This is a genomic window from Streptomyces gobitricini (assembly GCF_039532985.1).
Taxonomy (GTDB): Bacteria; Actinomycetota; Actinomycetes; order Streptomycetales; family Streptomycetaceae; genus Streptomyces; species Streptomyces gobitricini.
This window is the reverse complement of the sequence record NZ_BAAASR010000023.1, coordinates 62,374-81,878: the sequence shown is the minus strand read 5'-3', so window position 1 is coordinate 81,878 and position 19,505 is coordinate 62,374. Positions and strand designations below refer to the sequence as shown.

Below are 19,505 nucleotides of genomic sequence, written 5' to 3'. Positions count from 1 at the left end.
CGATGGACGCGCGGGCCCCGAGCGGCGCGCCCCGGGCGGCGGGGGCTGGTGCCCGCAGAGCGGGAGGCTGGTGAGCCCCCGGGTGGCGGGGGTCGGCGCGCGCGGGGGACGTCGGAGGCCGATGCGTCCGCCCCGGGCGGTGGGGGTCGGTGCAGGCCGGGCGGCGGGGACCGGTGCCCGCGGGGCGGGGGCTGGTGTGCTCAGGCCGGCAGGGGTCGGTCGGTGCGCGCAGGCCGGCAGGGGTCGGTGGCCGCAGGGTGTGGACGTCGGCACGTCCCGGGCGGCGGAGGCCGGTGTGCTCGGGACGCGAGGCCGGTGCCCGCAGCGCGGGGGGTGTGCACGCCGGGGCACAGGGATGCCGGTGCGTCCCGGCACGGGGGCCGGGGGACGCGGGGCACGGGGGCCGGGTGTCCCGGGTGTCACAGGTGTAACCGGAATGCGCTCGGGAACCCGCGACCTGGATCCAGCAGGTCTTCTCGCACAGCGTGTCCCGGCCATTCCCGGACACCGGAACGGACGCATATGAGCAGCGGTTTCATGGGTCCGGAGGGTTACGGCTCCGACCCGTTCAGCGAGTTTCTGGCCCGCTTCTTCGGGGGCGGCGGGGCGGGATCGTCCCCCACGGGCGGGCGGCCCATCCCCCGGTACATCGACATCGGCCGCCTGATGAGCGAGCCCGCGCGCCGGATGGTCGGCGACGCCGCCTCCTACGCGGCCGAACACGGCAGCACCGACCTGGAGACCGAGCACCTGTTGCGGGCGGCCCTCGCGACCGAACCCACCCGCGATCTCGTCGCCCGCGCCGGCGCCGACCCTGACGCCCTGGCCGAGGAGATCGACCGGACCGCCGGCGACGGCCCGCCGCAGTCCCGGATCGCCGTCACCCCGGCCGTCAAGCGGGCGCTGCTCGACGCCCACGACCTGGCGCGCCACACGGGCGCCTCGTACATCGGCCCCGAACACGTGCTCGCGGCCCTCGCCTCCAACCCGGACTCGGCGGCGGGGCGGATCCTGAACGCCGCCAAGTTCGACCCTGGCTCCGTGCAGGGCTCCGGCGCCGGTCGCGGCGGGCAGGGCCCGTGGGTGGGCGAGGCCGACCAGCGGCCCGCACCGCCGCGCGGCACCCCGACGCTGGACAAGTACGGCCGGGACCTGACCGACATGGCCAAGACGGGCCGGATCGACCCGGTCATCGGCCGCGACCTGGAGATCGAGCAGACCGTGGAGGTGCTCTCCCGGCGCGGCAAGAACAACCCCGTACTGATCGGCGACGCGGGCGTCGGCAAGACCGCCATCGTGGAGGGGCTGGCCCAGCGCATCGCCGAACACGACGTGCCGGACACGCTGCGCGACCGGAGGGTCATCGCCCTGGACCTGTCCGGCGTCGTCGCCGGCACCCGCTACCGGGGTGACTTCGAGGAGCGGCTGAACGCCATCATCGAGGAGATCCGCTCCCACTCCGGCGAGCTGGTCGTCTTCATCGACGAGCTGCACACGGTCGTCGGCGCGGGGGCGGGCAGCGGCGGCGGCGACAGCGGCTCCATGGACGCGGGCAACATGCTGAAGCCCGCGCTCGCCCGTGGGGAGCTGCACGTCATCGGTGCGACGACCATGGAGGAGTACCGCCGCTACATCGAGAAGGACGCGGCACTCGCCCGCCGGTTCCAGCCGATCCTGGTGCCCGAGCCGAGTCCGGAGGACGCGCTGGAGATCCTGCGCGGGCTCCAGGACCGCTACGAGGCCCACCACCAGGTCCGCTACACCGACGGGGCGCTGCTCGCCGCCGTCGAGCTGTCCGACCGGTACCTCACCGAGCGGTTCCTGCCAGACAAGGCCATCGACCTGATCGACCAGGCGGGCGCCCGGGTGCGGCTGCGTACGCACACGAACACCGACGTGCGCGCGCTGGAGCGGCAGGCGGAGCAGCTGACGCGGGACAAGGACCAGGCGGTGGCGGCCGAGCAGTACGAGCAGGCGATGGAGCTGCGCGACCGCGTCCAGGAGATCACCGAACGGATCAAGGCCGGGCGCGTCGCCCGGCCGGCCGGTGACGGACAGGTCGCCGAGGTCACGGCGGAGGACATCGCCGAGGTGGTGAGCAGGCAGACCGGCATCCCGGTCAGCAGCCTCACGCAGGAGGAGAAGGAGCGGCTGCTGGGCCTGGAGGAGCACCTGCGACAGCGGGTCATCGGGCAGGACGAGGCCGTCACGGCCGTCTCGGAGGCCGTACTGCGCTCCCGTGCCGGCCTCGCCGACCCCCGGCGCCCGATCGGCAGCTTCCTGTTCCTCGGCCCGACCGGGGTGGGCAAGACGGAGCTGGCGCGCGCCCTGGCGGACGCGCTGTTCGGCAGCGAGGACCGGATGGTGCGCCTGGACATGAGCGAGTTCCAGGAGCGGCACACCGTCAGCCGGCTGGTCGGCGCCCCGCCCGGCTACGTGGGCCACGAGGAGGCGGGACAGCTCACCGAGGCGGTGCGCCGCCACCCGTACTCGCTGCTCCTGCTGGACGAGGTGGAGAAAGCGCACCCGGACGTGTTCAACGTCCTGCTCCAGGTGCTCGACGACGGGCGGCTGACCGACTCGCAGGGCCGCACGGTCGACTTCAAGAACACCGTCATCGTGATGACCAGCAACCTCGGCTCGGAGGCGATCGGCACCGGCCGTGGCATCGTCGGCTTCGGCGCCACGGACTCCGGCGCGGAGGACGAGGTGGTGCGGGAGCGGGCGCTGAGGCCGCTGCGCGAGCACTTCCGCCCCGAGTTCCTCAACCGTATCGACGAGATCGTCATCTTCCGGCGGCTCGACGAGGACCAGCTGCGCCGGATCACCGATCTGCTGCTGGAGGAGACCCGGCGCCGGATGCGCGCGCAGGACCTCACGATCGAGTTCGCACCGGACGCCGTCGACTGGATCGCGCGCCGCGGTCATCAGCCCGAGTACGGGGCGCGCCCGCTGCGGCGCACGATCCAGCGCGAGGTCGACAACCACCTGTCCCGCCTGCTGCTGGACGGGCGGCTGTCGGCCGGCGCCCGGGTGCGGGTGACGGCCGAGGACGGCCGGCTGGAGTTCCACACGGAGCGGCCCGGCGGGCCGGACGCCCCGGACACACCGGACCGGCCGGGCGACACGGGCTCGCTGGGCAAGCCGGGAGCCATGGACCGGCCGCCGGGGGCGCGGGTGGACCGGGGCTCGTCGCCGGGTGACGGGGAAGGGCCGGCCCCCGCCGCGTGAGGGCACCCCCGCGAGGGCGCCCACCCTCTGAGGCACCGCCGCGAGGGCGCCCACCGCGTATGGGCGCCCGCCCGGCAGCGCCCGCCGCCGCCTAGGAGGGCTCGGGGACGAGGTCCTTCACCAGGAGCTCGAACCGCAGGTCGTCGCGCCGCGGCAGGCCGAACCGCTCGTCGCCGTACGGGAACGGGGTCATCCTCCCCGTACGGCGGTAGCCCCGGCGCTCGTACCAGGCGATCAGCTCGTCCCGGACCGAGATCACGGTCATGTGCATCTCGCGCGCCCCCCACTCGGCGGCGGCGAGCCTCTCCGCCTCGGCGATGACGCGCCTGCCGAGACCGCCGCCCTGGAGGCCGGGCCGTACCGCGAACATCCCGAAGTAGGCGGCATCACCCCGGTGTTCGAGCTGGCAACAGGCGACGAGCTCACCGCCGCGCTCGACGACGAGGAGACGGGAGCCGGGCGTGGCGAGGACCTCGCGGACACCTTCCGGGTCGGTGCGCTGCCCCTCGAGGATGTCCGCCTCGGTCGTCCAGCCGGCCCGGCTGGAGTCGCCCCGGTACGCCGACTCGACCAGTTCGACGACCGCGGGCACGTCGGCCTCGGAGGCGTCGCGGTAGGTCAGTTCGTCGGTGGCCCGGGGCGTTGCGGTGTCCATGGCTCTCCCTCACGGCTGTCGATCCGCTGTGCAGCGTAACGCGCCCTGCCCACGCTCCCCCTGTACACCCCTGCGCTCGCGTGCACCCTCGCCGGTCCGGGAATCGTCCTGGAGGCCGTCTCGTCGAGGGGGAGGTACGTCGTGCACGGACCTGCGATGTCCGGGTGGCTGCTGGTGGCACTGTGCCTGGTGGCGGGCGCCTACTGCCTGGCGCGGACGAGGAGCTCCACGGGCGCCGAGCGCGGCGCGGCGCTGGACGAGGCGCTGATGGGGTTCGGCATGGCCGCGATGGCGGTGCCCGCGGCGGCGGTAGCGCCTCCGGAGTGGGCGTGGGTGGTGTACGCGGTGGTGTTCGGCGCGGCCTCGGTGCGGGCGCTGTGGTCGGCCCGGGGCGGCACCGGTCACCACCTGCACCACCTGGTGGGGTCGCTGGCCATGGTGTACATGGCGGTGGCGATGGCCGGGGGTGGCGCGGGTGCACACGGGGCGCACGGAGCCGCGGGCGGGATGCCTCTGGTGACCGGTGCCCTGCTCACGTACTACACGGGCTATGTGCTGGTGACGGGCCGGCGGCTGGTGCCGGCGGTTCCGGCCGGGCCCCCGGTGGCCGGCGCGGACGGCCGGTGGGCGGGGGCGGAGGTCGCCCTGGCGTGCCGGGTGTCGATGGGGCTGGCCATGCTCGCGATGCTGGTGGCCGTGTGAGGGGTACGGAATCCGCGCCGCTCGTGCTTCGGATTCCGTGGTGTGCGTCACTTGACGTGCCGGCCCATACCGGTGGGTAGTCCGCCGCTCCTATGGTGAGGGCATGCTGGTCTCCCTCGCGCTGCTCGGACTCGGCTTTCTCACCGCCGTGGCGGCTCCACGCCTGCTGGCGCGGGTCGAATGGCCGGAGCGCGAGCCGGTCGTGGCGCTGTGGGTGTGGCAGTGCGTGGTGGCGGCGGTACTGCTGTGCTTCGCCCTGTCGATGACGTTCAGCGCGGCGGCGGCCTGGCAGGCGGTACGGGGACATGTGTTCGCGCCGGCTCCGCGCGCGGTGATCGAGGCGTACGAACTGGGCGCGCACGGGCCGTGGTCCGCCGTGCTCGCGGTGCTGCTGGCGTGCGGCGGCCTGTGGACCGGGGCGATGCTCACCCGGGAGGTGCGCCGGGCCCGGGCCCGGCACCGGCGGAAGCGGGCCGAACTCCTCGTACGGTCACCGCTGTTGCCGGGCGAGGAACCCGGTTCCGACGCGCTGGTGCTGCTGGAGGGTGAGCGGCCGGACGCCTGGTGGCTGCCCGGCGCGGCGCCGCGGCTGGTCGTCACGACGGCCGCGCTGCGCCGGCTCAAGGGGCATCAGCTCGACGCGGTGCTCGCCCACGAGCAGGGGCACGCGCGGGCCCGGCACGACTGGCTGCTGCACTGCTCGACGGCGCTGGCCACGGGGTTCCCGCAGATTCCGGTGTTCGCGGCGTTCCGGGACGAGATGCACCGGCTCGTGGAGCTGGCCGCGGACGATGTGGCGTCGAGGCGGTACGGGCGGCTGACGATCGCCCTCGCCCTGGTGGAACTGAACGAGGACCGCGGGGTGTTCGGCCCCTGCCCCACGGCGGACGCCGAGCTGCCACACCGGGTGCACCGTCTGCTGAGCGCCGAGCCCCGTCTCACGGCCGGGCGGCGCCTGCGCCTGACGGCCGCCGCCGCGCTGGTGCCGGTGGTGCCGCTGCTGGTGGCCTTCGTACCGGCGCTGAGGGCCCTGGGGTAGCCGGACGCCCGGGCACGGTGACGGGCAGGGACCGGCCGGAGGGGGGCCGGCGGACGACCGGGCCGCCGGTACCGCGCCGGGCCGGACGACCGGAGGGGGCCGGCGGACGGCCCGGCGGGTACGGCGGCGGGCCCGGGTGGGGGTCGGCGGACGACCGGGCGGGGGTCGCCGAGCACGGGGACGGGGGCGGGGACGGCGACCGGGCGGGCATGGCCCGGCGTACGGGGATAGGGCGGCGACGGCCGGGGAGGATCACCCCATGCGCTCCCCCACACGTTCCCCCACCCGCTCCCCCAAGCGTTCCCCTTACGCCCCGGCCGTAGCCCTGTGGTCCGGCGTCCTCTCGGCCGTGCTGCTGGCACTGGTCGCAGCCGAGTGGGGTCCACTGATCTCGTTGGACCGCGTGGTGGCGGACGGGCTGCACGACTCGGCCGTACGCAGTCCGGCGCTCACCCACGCCAACCGGATCCTCAGCGACTGGGTGTGGGATCCGTGGACGATGCGCGCCCTGATCGCCGTGGGCGTGGTGTGGCTCTGGTGGCACGGGGAACGGCTGCTGGCCGTGTGGACCGTCACGGTGAGCGCGACCGGTTCCGCCGTGCAGCAGTTGCTGAAGGCGGCGGTGGGCCGGGACCGGCCGTGGTGGCCGGATCCGGTGGACTCGGCGCACTACGCCGCGTTCCCGTCGGGCCACGCGATGACGGCGACGGTCACGTGCGGACTGCTGCTGTGGCTGCTGGTCCGGTTCGGCGTGGGCCGGCGGCCGAGGATCGCCGTGCTGCTGGTCGGTGCCGTCTCGGTGGTCGGCGTGGGCCTCACGCGGATGTACCTGGGCGTGCACTGGGCGTCGGACGTGGTGGGCGGCTGGCTGCTGGGCGTGTGCCTCGTGGCCGTCGCGGTGCCGGCCTACGAGCGGACGGTCTCTCGGGCGGAGTCCCGCCGGGACCTCGCGCGCCAGGACTGAACGGGGCGGCGCCGGGCACCGGGGCCCTGCGCGGCGTCCGGTCTCCGGACGGGCGCCCTTTCCGCACACGCGGGCGCAGGCCGCCGGACCGGACGATCCCCCGCGTCGCCCGGTCCGGCCGACATGTCCTGAGTATATTGGCTGGGAGCCAGTCAACGCAGGAGTTAAGCATGTCCCCGCGCAGCGCATCGGTCAATGAAGAGCTGCGGCGGCGTTCGCGGGAGCGGCTGCTGCAGGCGGCGGTGGAACTGGTCGCCGAGCGGGGGTACGAGGCGACGACGCTGGCCGACATCGCGGACCGGGCCGGTTCGGCGCGCGGGCTGGTGTCGTACTACTTCCCGGGCAAGCGGCAGCTGCTCCAGTCGGCGGTGCACCGGCTGATGCACCTGACCCTGGAGGCCGCGCTGGAGCGTGAACCGCGCAGCGAGGACGGGCGGGAGCGGTTGGCGCGGGCGATCGACGCGATCCTGGGCCTGGCGGTGGAGCAGCCCCTGCTGATGCGTACGCACATGGCCGGCATCCTCCAGGCGGAGGGGTTCGTGCAGGGTCCGGAGCAGCAGCGTCTGGCGTCTCTGCTGCGGGACACGGTGGACCGTTACGGGTCGCGTGACGTGGACGCGGACTACCCGTTGCTGCGGGCGCTGCTGATGGGGGCCGTCTTCGCCGTTCTGCTGCCCGGAGCGCCGATGGCGCCGGCCCGGCTGCGCGCGGAGTTGTTCCAGCGGTACGGGCTGGACTGGGAGCTCGGTGCGCCACCGGGCGGGGAGCCGCCCGGTGGCAGGACCGGCGGCCCGGGTCAGTCGTCGTCGAAGTCGTCGAAGTAGTCCGGCTGCGTCTGCACGTTCAGCTCGTGCATGCGCACCCGCTTCGCCGGGTCGGTGCGACGGTCGTCGAGCTTCAGCACGTCGAGACCCTTGATCTGGTCGTTCGAGTAGATGTGGCCGTTGTAGTAGTACGCCGACCAGGAGCCGCCGGTCACCAGCCGCTCGGTGCTGAGCGGACCGCGCTCGAAGTAGGCGATCTCCTTGGGCTTGGCGGAGTCCGTGAAGTCCCACACCGAGACGCCGCCCTGATACCAGGCCTGGACCATGAGATCCCTGCCCTTGACCGGGATGAGCGAGCCGTTGTGGGCGACGCAGTTCTCGGTGTCCGCCTGGTGGCGGTCGATCTTGAAGTAACCGCGGAAGACGAGCTTGCGCTTGTCGCCCTTGCCGACGATGTCGTAGATGCCGTCCGCGCCGCGGTTCGGGCCGGTGCGCTCGTTGCAGGTGGCGCCCACCCCGCCGCCCAGCTCGTCGGTGAAGACGACCTTGTCGGCCTTCTGGTTGAAGGTGGCGGAGTGCCAGAAGGCGAAGTTGACGTTGTCCTGCACCTGGTCGATGACCTTGGGGTTTTCCGGGTCCTCGAGGGAGAACAGGATGCCGTCGCCCATACAGGCCCCGGCCGCCAGGTCCTTGGAGGGCAGCACGGTGATGTCGTGGCAGCCGGTGGTCTTGGAGACGCCCGGGTTGGTGGGCGCGCCGGGGTTGCCGCCCCCGTCGGGTCCCTCACCGGGGAACAGGACGGGGAAGTTGACGACGGCCGCCTTCTCGGGGGCCTTGCGCGGCACCTTGATGACCGAGATGCCGTCGTGCGGGGGCCGGCAGTCGGGGAAGGCGGCGCTGGGCGAGTACGAGGAGACGTAGACGTACACGTTCCTGCGCTCCGGCACCAGGGTGTGGGTGTGCGAGCCGCAGGCGGTCTCGACGGCGGCGACGTACTCGGGGTTGCGCTTGTCGCTGATGTCGAAGATCTTCATGCCCTCCCAGGAGGACTTCTCGGTCGCGGGCTGCGTGGTGCTGTTGCAGGAGTTGTCGCTGCGCGAGGAGTCGGTGGAGAGGAAAAGCAGGTTCCCGGAGACGGATATGTCGTTCTGGGAGCCGGGGCAGAGGACTTGGGCGACGGTCTTCGGGGAGGAGGGGTCGCTGATGTCGAAGATCCGGAAGCCGTCGTAGTTGCCTGCGAAGGCGTACCTGCCCTGGAAGGCGAGGTCCGTGTTGATGCTGGTGAAGGCCTCGCGCGGGACGTTGGCGATGTGGGTGATGTTGTCGCTGTGGACGACCTCGTCCACAGCGGGGATCTCGCCGGACCGGATGGCGGCACGGGCTTCCGCCTGGTCCTGCGCGGAGACCGAGCCCTGTGGGGCTGGAGCGTCTCCCGGATCGGGCACGGCGGCCGCGGGGCCGGCCGTCAGGAGTGCCGCGAGCAGTCCGAACGCGGCGGTTGCCACGCCCAGACGTCTGCGTCGCACGTGAGTGGTGCGCAACGAAGTCACTGCGTCGTCCTCCTTGTCTCCGTTCGAAGCCGAACGGGTCCTGGACCCCGGCAGTATCTTCCTTTGCATGCACATCTCAACAGATGGCAACCGAGACTTAATGAAGGCGTTCGAGCGCGGCAGCGGTTCCAGCCATGTCACATGCCCTGGAGGTCCTGGTGTTGAAGCGCAGCACAAGCGTCGCGGCGGCGGTCGTCCTGACCGTCGCACTCGCCCTGACGGCCTGTGAGCCGGCACCTTCGGAAGCGGAGGACGGGCCACGGCCCCATGCGGCGGGCGGGAGCGGCGGCCCGGCCGTACTCGCGCCGGGCAAGCCGGGAGAACCCGCGCGGACGCTCTCCCCTGAGGAGGCGCGCAGGGCGGTCCCGCGGGACACACCCAATGCGGCGGACTTCGCCTACGCCCAGATGATGATCGTCCACCACGGCCAGGCTCTGGAGATGACCGCGCTCGCGGCCGAGCAGGCGTCCTCCACGCAGGTGAAGCAGGTGGCGGCGCGCATCGCGGCGGCCCAGCGGCCGGAGATCGGCGCGATGCGGGGGTGGCTGCGGAACCATGGCGGGCCCCGGCCCCACACCGGCCATGATCACGGCACGATGCCGGGGATGGCCACCGAGGCGCAGATGGCCCAGTTGCGCGGCGCGCGTGGCGGAGCCTTCGACGAACTGTTCCTGCGGCTGATGATCACGCATCACCAGGGTGCCGTCACCATGGCCGGCGAGGTGCTCTCGCAGGGGAACAACATCCAGGTGGAGGAGATGGCCAACGACGTGATCGCCCAGCAGACGGCCGAGATCGACCGGATGCGCTCCATGTGACGGGGCGCCCGGCACGGGATCGCGGCCGGGCCGGTCCGACGAGTCGCGGAGCGCCTGGTACCGGGTTGCGGCCTGGCCGGTCCGACGAGTCGCGGGAGCGCCGACAGGGGGTCGCCACCGGGCGGGGGCCGCCGATGAAGGGGCGCCGGTTGCAGGCGATGGTCAGCGTCGGTGGTGACGGGGGTTGAGGTAGCCGTCGTCACGGGCGGCGGCGATCAGACGGAGCGCCCGGCGCCGACTGCGCCCGGTGGCCGACATGACCGCGAGGACCGGGTCGCGGCCCTGCCACTGCGCGGCGGTGTACGCCTCGGCGACCGCCCGGCGACCCGCGCTCCCCCGCGGTGCGGCGGGGCGGGCGCGCCTCCCGCGCGCCGTCGGTTCGTCCCTCGCGGCCGGAGGTGGCGCCGCCGGCAGGCGGTACGGGATCTCCGGCGGATCGCCACCGTCATCCGTGTCGCACGGTGGGCGGACCGTCGCCAGGAGGTCGAGCCTGGCGCCGTCGGGGAAGGTGAGGTGGACGTCGAACACGGGTGGCCGCACGCCCATCCGGCCATTAAGATCATCATTTACGGCAAAAAGTGCATGATCCTGCATATCCGGCACCATAAACACCGGGCTCACCGCCTTCGCCGCGGCACGCGCGAGCGATGCCCCTGTCAGCGCACGTCGGCGCGCAGGCGCGCACGGACCTCCCGCCCGGGGCGCGGCGGTGCGATGCTGGGAGTCCCTGCGGGAAGGAGCGCAGCCGTGCTTCGTGTCGCCGTCGTCGGTTCCGGACCCAGCGGGGTCTACACCGCCCAGTCCCTCGTCGAGCAGATCGTGGTACCGGACGTGCGCGTGCACGTCCTGGACCGGCTGCCGTGTCCGTACGGACTCGTCCGCTACGGGGTCGCCCCGGACCACGAGAAGATCAAGTCCCTGCAGAACAACCTCCGCACGGTGCTGGAGCACGAGCGGATCGACTTCGTGGGCAACGTCGAGGTGGGTGGCCGGGGACTCGCGCCCGCGCGGTTGCTGGAGCTCTATCACGCGGTGGTCTACTGCGTGGGCGCGGCGCGGGACCGGCGTCTCGGCGTGCCCGGTGAGGACCTGCCCGGCAGCTTTTCGGCCACCGATTTCGTCTCCTGGTACAGCGCTCACCCGGACGCCGCCCCGGACGGCTTCGTCCTGGGTGCCCGGTCGGCCGTGGTGATCGGTGTCGGCAACGTGGCCGTGGACGTGGCCCGGATCCTGGCGCGCGGCCCCGGCGAGCTGCACCCCACCGACGTACCGGAGGCCGCGCTCGGCGCGCTGGCCGCCAGCCGGGTGCGGGAGGTGCACATGGTGGGCAGGCGGGGCCCCTCCCAGGCGAGGTTCACCACCAAGGAGCTGCGCGAGCTCGGGGCGATGCCCCGCGCCCGCGTCGAGGTGGAGCCGGCCGACCTGGCGCTCGATCCGGCATACGCGGATCCGGCGGGGCTTCCGGCGGTCAACCGGCGCAATGTGGAGGTGGTGCGCTCCTGGGCGGACGCCGCCGGCCGGGAGCCTCAGGAACGGATCATCCGGCTGCGGTTCTTCCTGCGGCCGGTCGAGGTGCTGGAGCGGGGCGGACGGGCGGCCGGGGTGCGTTTCGAGCGCACCGTTCCGGACGGCGCGGGCGGTGTGCGCGGGACCGGGGTGTACGAGGACGTCGAGGCGCAGCTGGTGCTGCGGGCGGTCGGTTACCGCGGGGTGCCGCTGCAGGGCCTGCCGTTCGACTCGTCGCGCGGGACGGTGCCGCACGCGGCGGGCCGGGTGCTGCGGGACGGGGTGCCGTCGGCGGGCGAATACGTCGCCGGGTGGATCAAGCGTGGCCCGACCGGCGTGATCGGCACCAATCGGCCGTGCGCCAAGGAGACGGCCGCCTCGCTCCTCGCGGACGCCCCGACCCTGGCCCGGCGGACGGTGGCGGACGACCCGCTCGCCACCCTGCGCGCATGGGGCCACCGGCCGGTGGAGTGGCCCGGCTGGCTCTCCATCGAACAGGCGGAGGCGGCCCTGGGCCGCACCCTGGGCCGCGGCTCGGTCAAGATCCCCGACTGGCCGGGGCTACTGGCCGCCGCCGACCAGGACTGAGGTGCCGCCGCCGAAGCTGCGCGGGCGTCCCTGACGGTGACCGGCGCTCCTGACGCCCCCGGCACCCATGACGCGCCCGGCACCCGGGCGCCCCGGCACCCCGGCACCCATGACGCTCCGGGCGCCCCGGCACCCCGGCACCCATGACGCTCCGGGCACCCCGGCGCCCCGGACGGTGACCGGACGCGCCGGGACTGGCCCGCGGGGGTGGCCCCGGCCTCACGGCCGCCGCCAGGTCGCGCCCGTGCCCCGGCCGCGCGAGCGCACCGCGGGGCGGGGCGCCCCCGGGACGGCACCGGGCCGGCCCGGTTGAGCCGCTTCGCCGGGCGCGCGGCCGTGCGCCCGGCTCCGTCCCGGTGAGGTGGAACGCGGGACGCAGGCGCGGGGCGCGGGACGCGCCGTCAGACCCGGCCCACGCGGCCCTCAGGATGCCCGGCGAGGCCATGCTCGCCACCGCGCCGCACTACGCCGCGCCGCGTCCCGGACGACCGGGGAGCGGACTGTGGGCGGGGGCCGAAGGCCGGGCGGTGCGCCCGCGTGCCCGGTCGGGGCTCCGGGCATCGGGCCGGGCCCGCGCCGTTACGCGGTGTCCAGGCGGGCGGCCTGGCTTTCGGCGGCGGACAGCACCGCGTCCAGGAGGCCCGGGAACAGCGCGTCCAGGTCGGCACGGCGGATGCCGTTCATCTTGGCCGTGCCGCGGTAGGTCTGGCGGATGACGCCGCTCTCGCGGAGCACCCGGAAGTGGTGCGTAGTGGTCGACTTGGTGACCGGCAACTCGATGTACGAGCAGGCCACCTCCGAACCGGCGGCGGCCAGCTCCCGGACGACGCACAGCCGCATGGGGTCGGACAGCGCGTGGAGCACGCCTTCGAGGCGGATCTCGTCGCGCGCGGGGTGCGCGAGTTCGCGCGGGCTGGTCGCGGTGGTCACGGCGGCTCCAGTTCATCGGTTCCCCCCATCGTACGAGGATCCTCGTAGTTTGACAGGCGACGTACTACGAAGGTTATCGTACGACCGGCACACCGGCCCCCTCCGAATGGAGTCCACCATGAGCGCGCTGTTCGAGCCCCGCACCCTCCGGTCGCTGACCATCCCCAACCGCGTCTGGATGGCACCGATGTGCCAGTACAGCGCCGAGGCGTTCGGACCGAACGCGGGCGTGGCGAACGACTGGCACTTCGCCCACTACGCCGCCCGTGCCGCCGGCGGCACCGGGCTGATCCTCCTGGAGGCGACCGCCGTGTCCCCCGAGGGCCGCATCAGCCCGTACGACCTCGGCATCTGGAACGACACCCAGGTCGAGGCGCTCCGGCGGATCACCGGATTCCTCAGGGGGCAGGGCACCGTTCCCGGCATCCAGATCGCCCACGCCGGGCGCAAGGCGTCGACCGACCGGCCCTGGCGGGGCGGGGCCCCCGTGGATGCCGACGCGCACGGCTGGCAGCCGGTCGCCCCGAGCCCCGTGCCGTTCGACGACGGCCACCCGGTGCCGGATGAGCTGACCGAGGACCGGATCCACGAGATCACCGGTGAGTTCGCGGCAGCGGCGCGACGCGCCCTCGAGGCGGGCTTCGAGGTCGTCGAGATCCACGGCGCGCACGGCTACCTGATCGGCGAGTTCCTCTCCCCCCACAGCAACCACCGCACGGACGCGTACGGCGGCTCCTTCGAGAACCGCGCCCGCTTCGCCCTGGAGGTCGTCGACGCGGTGCGCGAGGTGTGGCCCGAGGGGCTGCCGCTGTTCTTCCGCATCTCGGCCACCGACTGGCTGGAGGACGAGGCGGGCTGGACGGCCGACGACACCGTGCGCTTCGCCGCGCTGCTGAAGGAGCACGGCGTCGACCTGCTCGACGTGTCGTCCGGCGGAAACGCGCCGCGCGCCCGCATCCCCGTCGGCCCGGGTTACCAAGTGCCGTTCGCGGCGCGGGTGAAGGAGGAGACCGGGCTGCCGGTCGCAGCCGTCGGGCTGATCACGGAGGCGCGCCAGGCGGAGAAGATCGTCACCAACGGCGAGGCCGACGCGGTGCTGCTCGGCAGGGAGCTGCTGCGCAACCCGTCCTGGGCGCGGCACGCGGCCCGTGAACTCGGCGGTGCGGTGCACGTGCCGGACCAGTACCACCGCTCCGTCTGACCTGGGGAAACGCCGCCTTCGGGCGCCACTGTCAGTGGGTGGGTGCAGACTGGCCCCTATCCGCGACAGAGGCGTCCAGGAGGTGTCGGCGATGACCGACGTGCTACTGACCGTAGGCACTCGCAAGGGACTGTTCATCGGCCGCAGGCATGACGGCCGGTGGGAGTTCGAGGGCCCGCACTTCAATGCCCAGGCCGTGTACGCGATCGGCATCGACACACGCCGGGCCGCGCCCCGGCTGCTCGTCGGCGGGGACAGCGCCCACTGGGGCCCCTCGGTCTTCCACTCCGACGACCTGGGGGCGACGTGGACGGAGCCGGTGCGGCCGGCCGTCAAGTTCCCGAAGGACACGGGCGCTTCGCTGGAGCGGGTGTGGCAGCTGCACCCGGCCGGACCGGCGGCGCCGGGCATGGTGTACGCGGGCACAGAGCCCGCCGCCCTGTTCCGCTCCGAGGACGGCGGGGAGAGTTTCGAGCTGGTCCGCCCGCTGTGGGAGCACCCCACCCGGTCGCAGTGGGTGCCGGGCGGCGGCGGCGAGGGGTTGCACACGGTCGTCACCGACCCCAGGGACCGGGACGCGGTGACGGTCGCGGTGTCGACGGCCGGGGTGTTCCGCACCCGGGACGGTGGCGAGAGCTGGTCGCCGTCCAACGAAGGGGTGTCCGCGGTCTTCCTGCCGGACCCGAACCCGGCCTTCGGGCAGTGCGTGCACAAGATCGCCCAGGACGCGGGGGACCCGGACCGGCTCTACCTCCAGAACCACTGGGGGGTGTACCGCAGCGACGACGCGGGCGGCAAGTGGACCGACATCGGCGAGGGCCTGCCCTCGGACTTCGGCTTCGCGGCGGTCGCGCACCCGCACCGCGCCGATGTGGCGTACGTCTTCCCGATCACGGCCGACTCCGACAGGGTCCCCGCGCAGCGGCGGTGCCGGGTCTACCGTACGAGTGACGCGGGCGGCAGCTGGGAAGCCCTGTCGGCCGGACTGCCCGACGGCGACCACTACGGCACGGTGCTGCGTGACGCCATGTGCACGGACGACGCGGACCCCGCCGGTGTCTACTTCGGCAATCGCAACGGCGAGTTGTACGCGAGCGCCGACGACGGTGACAACTGGCGCCTGCTCGCCTCCCACCTGCCCGATGTGCTGTGCGTACGGGCAGCGGTGATCGGTTGAGGGGCTCACCCGTTGCGCCAGTAGAGTGACGGCCGTGGCAGCACGACCGTTGAAAGAAATCGTCGAGCCGGGGTGGGCCGAGGCCCTCGCGCCGGTGGCCGAACGCATCGCCGGAATGGGCGACTTCCTCCGTACGGAGATCGCCGCCGGGCGCACCTATCTGCCGTCCGGGCCGAATGTGCTGCGTGCGTTCCAACAACCGTTCCATGAGGTGCGGGTCCTGATCGTCGGCCAGGACCCCTACCCGACACCGGGACACGCGGTGGGGTTGAGCTTCTCCGTGGCACCGGAGGTACGGCCGTTGCCGGGCAGTCTGGAGAACATCTTCCGGGAGATGAACTCCGACCTCGGTCTGCCCCGGCCGTCCAACGGGGACCTGACGCCGTGGACCCGACAGGGGGTGCTGCTGCTCAACAGGGCACTGACGACGGCGCCCCGCAAGCCGGCCGCGCACCGCGGCAAGGGCTGGGAGGAGGTCACCGAGCAGGCCATCAAGGCGCTGGTGGCACGCGGCAAGCCGCTGGTCTCCGTGCTGTGGGGACGGGACGCCCGCAATCTCCGTCCACTCCTCGGCGACCTGCCCGCGATCGAGTCGGCGCATCCGTCCCCCATGTCGGCGGACCGGGGCTTCTTCGGCTCACGACCGTTCAGCCGTACGAACGAACTGCTGGTCCGGCAGGGCGCGCAGCCGATCGACTGGCGGCTTCCGTGACCCGTTCCCGGAGGCGCGGGTGAACGCCGGCACCTGGGTGCTGGGGGTCGACTCCGGCGGCTCCGGGCTGCGGATCGCGCTCGCCGCGCTGCCGCCCGGGGGCGCCGGAGGGGCGGACAGCTCGAAAGAGCGCGCCTCCCAAGCGGCTTCCGGGGGCGGTGCGGGAGCAGGGGCCGGCGATGTGCACATCGGTGGCATGGACGCCGGCGATGTGCACATCGGTGACGTGGGCGCAGTTGGTGTGCACATCGGTGGCGTGGGCGCCGGTGGCATCGGTGGGGTGCGCGCCGTGGAGAGCACGGCGTTCGCGGAGCCGGTGCGCACCGGGGCGGGCGGGCTGGACGCGGAGCACCTGCTGGAGCGGCTCGTCCCGGCCGTCGAGGAGCTGCTCCGGCGGGCCGGTGCCGACCGGCTCGCGGCGGTGGCGATCGGGGCGGCCGGGATGACGACGCTCGGGGACGAGCTGCGCGCCATCCTGCCGCGGGCGCTGCGCCGTTCGCTGGCGGTGCCCGCACTGGCGCTGGCCGCCGACGCCGTGACCGCCTACGCCGGGGCGCTCGGACAGCGGCCCGGAGCGGTCGTCGCGGCGGGTACCGGCCTGATCGCGCTCGGCACGGACCTGTGCGGCTGGCGCCGCGCGGACGGTTGGGGGCATCTGCTGGGCGACTGCGGCGGCGGGGCCTGGATCGGCCGCGCCGGACTGGAGACCGCCCTGCGTGCCCACGACGGGCGGCGCGGAGGATCGGCTCCCCTGCTGGCGCGGCTCCAGGCGGTGTTCGGCCCTCCGGCGGGGCTGCCGGGCCGGCTCTACCCGCGCGCCGACCGGCCGGCCGTACTCGCCTCGTTCGCGCCCGAGGTGGCCCGGTGCGCCGCGGAGGGCGACCCGGTGTCGGCCGGCGTCCTGGCGCGGGCGGCCCGGCACATCGCGGAGGCGGCGGCCGCCGCGTGCCCGCGCGGCGCGGAGCCCGAAGTCGCACTGACCGGCGGGCTGTTCAAGATGGGCGACCCGCTGCTGGTACCGCTGCGCGCCGAGCTGGCGGAGCACGTGCCGCACGCGCGCGTGGTAGCCGCCGCCGGGGACCCGCTCGACGGCGCGCTCGCCGTCGCGGCGGCCCTCGCCACGGGCACACTCCGGCTGCCTCGCGAGCCGGGCATGCTGGACACAACCACCCTCCAGCCGACTGATCGGACATAGCCGGACAGAGGGCGCCTGACCGCCCCCTCCCCAAGCGTCGGAGCAGGTAAAGCCAGTAGCATGCGGCGCCATGAGCTCCCCCACTGGGCCCGCTTCCGGCCTGCCTGTACGAATGCCGCGACCCCGACAGTCCGGGCGGCACCGTCGCCCCGAACCCGTGGCGGCCCCCGAGGGCGCGCCCGCGCTCGTTCTCGCCGTTCCCGGCACTCCTTCCGCCGCTGTGCGCAGTCTGGCCGAAGAGGTCGTGAGCATCGCTCGTTCCGAGCTGCCCGGCCTGGAGGCCGCGATCGGCTTCCTGGACGGCGACGAGTCCGAGTACCCCGAGCTGTCGGCCGTCCTGGGGCGGGCTGCCGCGCTGCGTGTCGAGCGGTACGAGCTGGCCAGGGCCGCCGGCCGCGAGGTCGCCGAGCCCGAGGGCCCGGCCGCCGTGGTGGTGCCGCTCCTGGCGGGCCCGGACCGCGCCCTGACCGACCGTATACAGCAGGCCGTCGCGGACAGCGGCGCGTCCGTCGGGCTGACCGACGTGCTGGGGCCGCACCCGCTGCTCGCGGAGGCACTGCACGTGCGCCTGTCCGAGGCCGGGCTGGCCCGCGCCGACCGGGCGCGGCTGTTCACGGTCGCCACGGCAGCGGACGGCATCGTGCTGGCCACCGTCGGCGGCGAGGAGGCCGTGCAGGCGGCCGGGATCACCGGCATGCTGCTGGCCGCGCGCCTCGCCGTCCCCGTGATGGCGGCCGCGCTGGACCAGGAGGGCTCGGTGGCCGCTGTCGCCGAGCAGCTGCGCGGCTCCGGCTCGCTGCAGCTGGCCCTGGCGCCGTACCTGATCGGCCCGGAGCTGGCCGAGGGCCTGCTGGAGGACGCCGCGAAGGCGGCGGACTGCCCGGTGGCCGAGTCGCTGGGCGCCTACCCGGCGGTGGGGAAGCTGGTGTTGTCGCAGTACACGACCGCGCTGGGCATCGTGCCGCAGCCGCAGGGGGCTCCGGTCCGCTGACGCGTGACGGAAGGGCCCGCACCGGGAGCGTCCGGAGCGGGCCCTCGTCCGTTGCCCGTCACGTCCGTTCCCGTGACCTCCGCGCTCCGTGCGTCGTCGCGTGAGGCCCACGGCGCCCCTGGTCAGGCGAAGGCCACGCAGGACGCCGCCGGAACCTCCAGGGAGCCCGCCGGGCTCGGCACACCCGTCGTGGGGTCGATGTCGAACCAGGTGACGTCGCCGGAACGCTCGTTGGCCACGTACAGGCGGCGTCCCCAGGGGTCCAGGGCGAGGTCCCGCGGCCAGTGGCCGCCGCAGGGGACGGTCGTGACGATCCGGGGCTCCTCGCGGGTCTCGTCGAGAGCCAGGACGGCGATGGTGTCGTCGCCCCGCACCGCCGCCCACAGGAACCGCCCGTCGGGTGCGGCGACGATCCCGGACGGGTGGCTCACGGCTTCCGCGTCCGTCGGCAGGACGACCGGTTCCTCCACGGGGTCAAGGGCGCCCGCGCCGGGGTCCCAGCGGCAGACGGTGAGCGTGGGGGCCAGTTCGGCGAGGACGTAGACATGACTGCCCGCCGGGTGGAAGGCGAGGTGGCGCGGGCCGCTGCCCGGCCGCAGCGGGGTCTCGTCGTGCGCCGTCAGTCCGCCCGTCGCGGGGTCGAGGGCGCTGACGTGTACGGAGTCGGTGCCGAGGTCCACGCTCAGCACCCAGCGCCCGCCGGGGGCGGGCACCACCTGGTGGGCGTGCGGTCCTTCCTGCCGCTCCGGATCCGGGCCGGTGCCGTGATGGCGCAGCACCTCCACGGCCGGGTGCGGCGCGCCACCGGGGCCCAGAGGCAGGGCGCTCACGCTGCCGGAGCCGTAATTGGCGGTGAGGGCGTGTCCGTGGGCGAGCGCCAGGTGCGTGGGGTGGGCCCCGCCCACGGGCGCGGGGGGCCCGAGCAGCCGGGGGGCGGGTCCCGTGACGTCGAAGGCGGCGACTGCGCCCTCCTCGGTCTCGCTGACCGCGTACAGCACGCCGCCGCCGGGCGCCGGCACCAGGAAGGACGGATCCGTGACCGCGTCCGACGCGCCGGTCACGGTCAGCGTCCCGGTCCGGTGGTCCACGGAGGCCGCGACGACACCGCGCCCTCCCGCCGAGGTGAAGGACCCGATGTAGGCCCGCCCGCCCCGGTGCTCGCCCTGCCGTGTCTCGTCCGCCACCACGCTGCCCCTCTCCGCCTGTCGGCCCGGTCCGCGCCCGACGCTAGCAGGTCTAGACCAAGCAGCGGCCGAGATCGTCACGGCGGGACCGCCGCTCCTCGGCCGAGGCGCGGTCCCCGGCCGGGCACGGCACGGGACCGGCGTACGGCGCGGGACCGGCGTACGGCGCGGAAGCGCTCCAGGCGCGGGACCGGCGCACGGCACGGGACCGGCGTACGGAGAAGTGGACGTTCGGCGGCCGGACCGCCCGGGCACGCCGGAGGCGGTCAGGGTCCGGACGGTCCGGCCGCCCCCGACT

At 74.1% G+C, this 19,505-nt stretch carries 17 protein-coding genes; 12 read left to right on the top strand and 5 right to left on the bottom strand.

Features of this window, described 5'->3' with window-relative positions; genetic code table 11:
* Nucleotides 1-522 precede the first annotated feature (522 nt).
* On the top strand, nt 523-3,231 hold the full coding sequence (locus ABD347_RS21230) for an ATP-dependent Clp protease ATP-binding subunit (protein ID WP_344363657.1): 2,709 nt from the start codon (nt 523-525) through the stop codon (nt 3,229-3,231).
* Between the two features lie 91 nt (nt 3,232-3,322).
* On the opposite strand, the gene ABD347_RS21225 is transcribed toward ABD347_RS21230, so the two are convergent.
* Nucleotides 3,323-3,886: a GNAT family N-acetyltransferase gene (locus tag ABD347_RS21225; protein ID WP_344363656.1), complete on the bottom strand. Its 564-nt coding sequence runs from the start codon at nt 3,884-3,886 to the stop codon at nt 3,323-3,325.
* A 141-nt stretch (nt 3,887-4,027) separates the two neighbouring features.
* On the opposite strand from ABD347_RS21225, the gene ABD347_RS21220 reads away from it, so the two are divergent.
* From ABD347_RS21220 to ABD347_RS21205, 4 genes are all read left to right on the top strand, one after another.
* Nucleotides 4,028-4,588, top strand: a complete 561-nt coding sequence (locus tag ABD347_RS21220; protein WP_344363654.1) for a DUF5134 domain-containing protein — start codon at nt 4,028-4,030, stop codon at nt 4,586-4,588.
* A 103-nt stretch (nt 4,589-4,691) separates the two neighbouring features.
* A complete protein-coding gene (locus ABD347_RS21215; RefSeq protein ID WP_344363651.1) occupies nt 4,692-5,627 on the top strand; it encodes a M56 family metallopeptidase in 936 nt (311 codons plus the stop codon).
* A gap of 259 nt (nt 5,628-5,886) precedes the next feature.
* Nucleotides 5,887-6,591 carry a phosphatase PAP2 family protein gene (locus ABD347_RS21210; protein WP_344363649.1) on the top strand — a complete coding sequence of 235 codons (705 nt, stop codon included), beginning with the start codon at nt 5,887-5,889 and terminating at the stop codon, nt 6,589-6,591.
* Nucleotides 6,592-6,761: 170 nt separating this feature from the next.
* Nucleotides 6,762-7,415, top strand: coding sequence for a TetR/AcrR family transcriptional regulator (locus ABD347_RS21205; protein ID WP_344363647.1), 654 nt, complete (start codon nt 6,762-6,764; stop codon nt 7,413-7,415).
* On the opposite strand, the gene ABD347_RS21200 is transcribed toward ABD347_RS21205, so the two are convergent.
* Complete coding sequence (locus ABD347_RS21200) at nt 7,388-8,905, bottom strand: LVIVD repeat-containing protein (protein WP_344363645.1); 1,518 nt, start codon at nt 8,903-8,905, stop codon at nt 7,388-7,390. The two genes, ABD347_RS21205 and ABD347_RS21200, sit on opposite strands and share 28 nt — an antisense overlap.
* Nucleotides 8,906-9,039: 134 nt before the next feature.
* On the opposite strand from ABD347_RS21200, the gene ABD347_RS21195 reads away from it, so the two are divergent.
* A complete protein-coding gene (locus tag ABD347_RS21195) occupies nt 9,040-9,723 on the top strand; it encodes a DUF305 domain-containing protein (protein ID WP_344363642.1) in 684 nt (227 codons plus the stop codon).
* A gap of 162 nt (nt 9,724-9,885) precedes the next feature.
* Here ABD347_RS21195 and ABD347_RS21190 read toward each other — a convergent pair whose 3' ends face one another.
* A complete protein-coding gene (locus ABD347_RS21190; protein WP_344363640.1) occupies nt 9,886-10,269 on the bottom strand; it encodes a DUF6214 family protein in 384 nt (127 codons plus the stop codon).
* A gap of 201 nt (nt 10,270-10,470) precedes the next feature.
* On the opposite strand from ABD347_RS21190, the gene ABD347_RS21185 reads away from it, so the two are divergent.
* Nucleotides 10,471-11,817 carry an FAD-dependent oxidoreductase gene (locus tag ABD347_RS21185; RefSeq protein WP_344363638.1) on the top strand — a complete coding sequence of 449 codons (1,347 nt, stop codon included), beginning with the start codon at nt 10,471-10,473 and terminating at the stop codon, nt 11,815-11,817.
* 579 nt (nt 11,818-12,396) lie between these two features.
* Here the strand turns inward: ABD347_RS21185 and ABD347_RS21180 are convergent.
* Nucleotides 12,397-12,747, bottom strand: coding sequence for an ArsR/SmtB family transcription factor (locus ABD347_RS21180; RefSeq protein WP_344363635.1), 351 nt, complete (start codon nt 12,745-12,747; stop codon nt 12,397-12,399).
* A gap of 118 nt (nt 12,748-12,865) precedes the next feature.
* Between ABD347_RS21180 and ABD347_RS21175 the strand changes: the two genes are divergently transcribed.
* The 5 genes from ABD347_RS21175 to ABD347_RS21155 all read left to right on the top strand — a co-directional run bounded on the left by ABD347_RS21175 (nt 12,866) and on the right by ABD347_RS21155 (nt 18,023).
* Entirely contained in the window at nt 12,866-13,948 is a 1,083-nt protein-coding gene (locus ABD347_RS21175; protein ID WP_344363632.1) for an NADH:flavin oxidoreductase/NADH oxidase, read from the top strand.
* Nucleotides 13,949-14,039: 91 nt separating this feature from the next.
* Entirely contained in the window at nt 14,040-15,125 is a 1,086-nt protein-coding gene (locus ABD347_RS21170; protein WP_344363630.1) for a WD40/YVTN/BNR-like repeat-containing protein, read from the top strand.
* A 34-nt stretch (nt 15,126-15,159) separates the two neighbouring features.
* A complete protein-coding gene (locus ABD347_RS21165) occupies nt 15,160-15,837 on the top strand; it encodes a uracil-DNA glycosylase (protein WP_344363627.1) in 678 nt (225 codons plus the stop codon).
* Between the two features lie 19 nt (nt 15,838-15,856).
* Nucleotides 15,857-17,032 carry an N-acetylglucosamine kinase gene (locus tag ABD347_RS21160; protein WP_344363626.1) on the top strand — a complete coding sequence of 392 codons (1,176 nt, stop codon included), beginning with the start codon at nt 15,857-15,859 and terminating at the stop codon, nt 17,030-17,032.
* Nucleotides 17,033-17,102: 70 nt separating this feature from the next.
* A complete protein-coding gene (locus ABD347_RS21155) occupies nt 17,103-18,023 on the top strand; it encodes a sirohydrochlorin chelatase (RefSeq protein WP_344363624.1) in 921 nt (306 codons plus the stop codon).
* 122 nt (nt 18,024-18,145) lie between these two features.
* Here the strand turns inward: ABD347_RS21155 and ABD347_RS21150 are convergent, their stop codons facing one another.
* Nucleotides 18,146-19,207 carry a lactonase family protein gene (locus ABD347_RS21150; protein WP_344363622.1) on the bottom strand — a complete coding sequence of 354 codons (1,062 nt, stop codon included), beginning with the start codon at nt 19,205-19,207 and terminating at the stop codon, nt 18,146-18,148.
* Nucleotides 19,208-19,505 lie beyond the last annotated feature (298 nt).

Bases quoted from the DNA above. Each gene is read 5' to 3' on its own strand.
- ABD347_RS21230 (WP_344363657.1), top strand. From the start codon at position 523: ATGAGCAGCGGTTTCATGGGTCCGGAGGGTTACGGCTCCGACCCGTTC.
- ABD347_RS21225 (WP_344363656.1), bottom strand. From the start codon at position 3,886: ATGGACACCGCAACGCCCCGGGCCACCGACGAACTGACCTACCGCGAC.
- ABD347_RS21195 (WP_344363642.1), top strand. From the start codon at position 9,040: ATGTCACATGCCCTGGAGGTCCTGGTGTTGAAGCGCAGCACAAGCGTC.
- ABD347_RS21170 (WP_344363630.1), top strand. From the start codon at position 14,040: ATGACCGACGTGCTACTGACCGTAGGCACTCGCAAGGGACTGTTCATC.
- ABD347_RS21215 (WP_344363651.1), top strand. From the start codon at position 4,692: ATGCTGGTCTCCCTCGCGCTGCTCGGACTCGGCTTTCTCACCGCCGTG.
- ABD347_RS21175 (WP_344363632.1), top strand. From the start codon at position 12,866: ATGAGCGCGCTGTTCGAGCCCCGCACCCTCCGGTCGCTGACCATCCCC.
- ABD347_RS21205 (WP_344363647.1), top strand. From the start codon at position 6,762: ATGTCCCCGCGCAGCGCATCGGTCAATGAAGAGCTGCGGCGGCGTTCG.
- ABD347_RS21210 (WP_344363649.1), top strand. From the start codon at position 5,887: ATGCGCTCCCCCACACGTTCCCCCACCCGCTCCCCCAAGCGTTCCCCT.
- ABD347_RS21155 (WP_344363624.1), top strand. From the start codon at position 17,103: ATGAGCTCCCCCACTGGGCCCGCTTCCGGCCTGCCTGTACGAATGCCG.
- ABD347_RS21190 (WP_344363640.1), bottom strand. From the start codon at position 10,269: ATGGGCGTGCGGCCACCCGTGTTCGACGTCCACCTCACCTTCCCCGAC.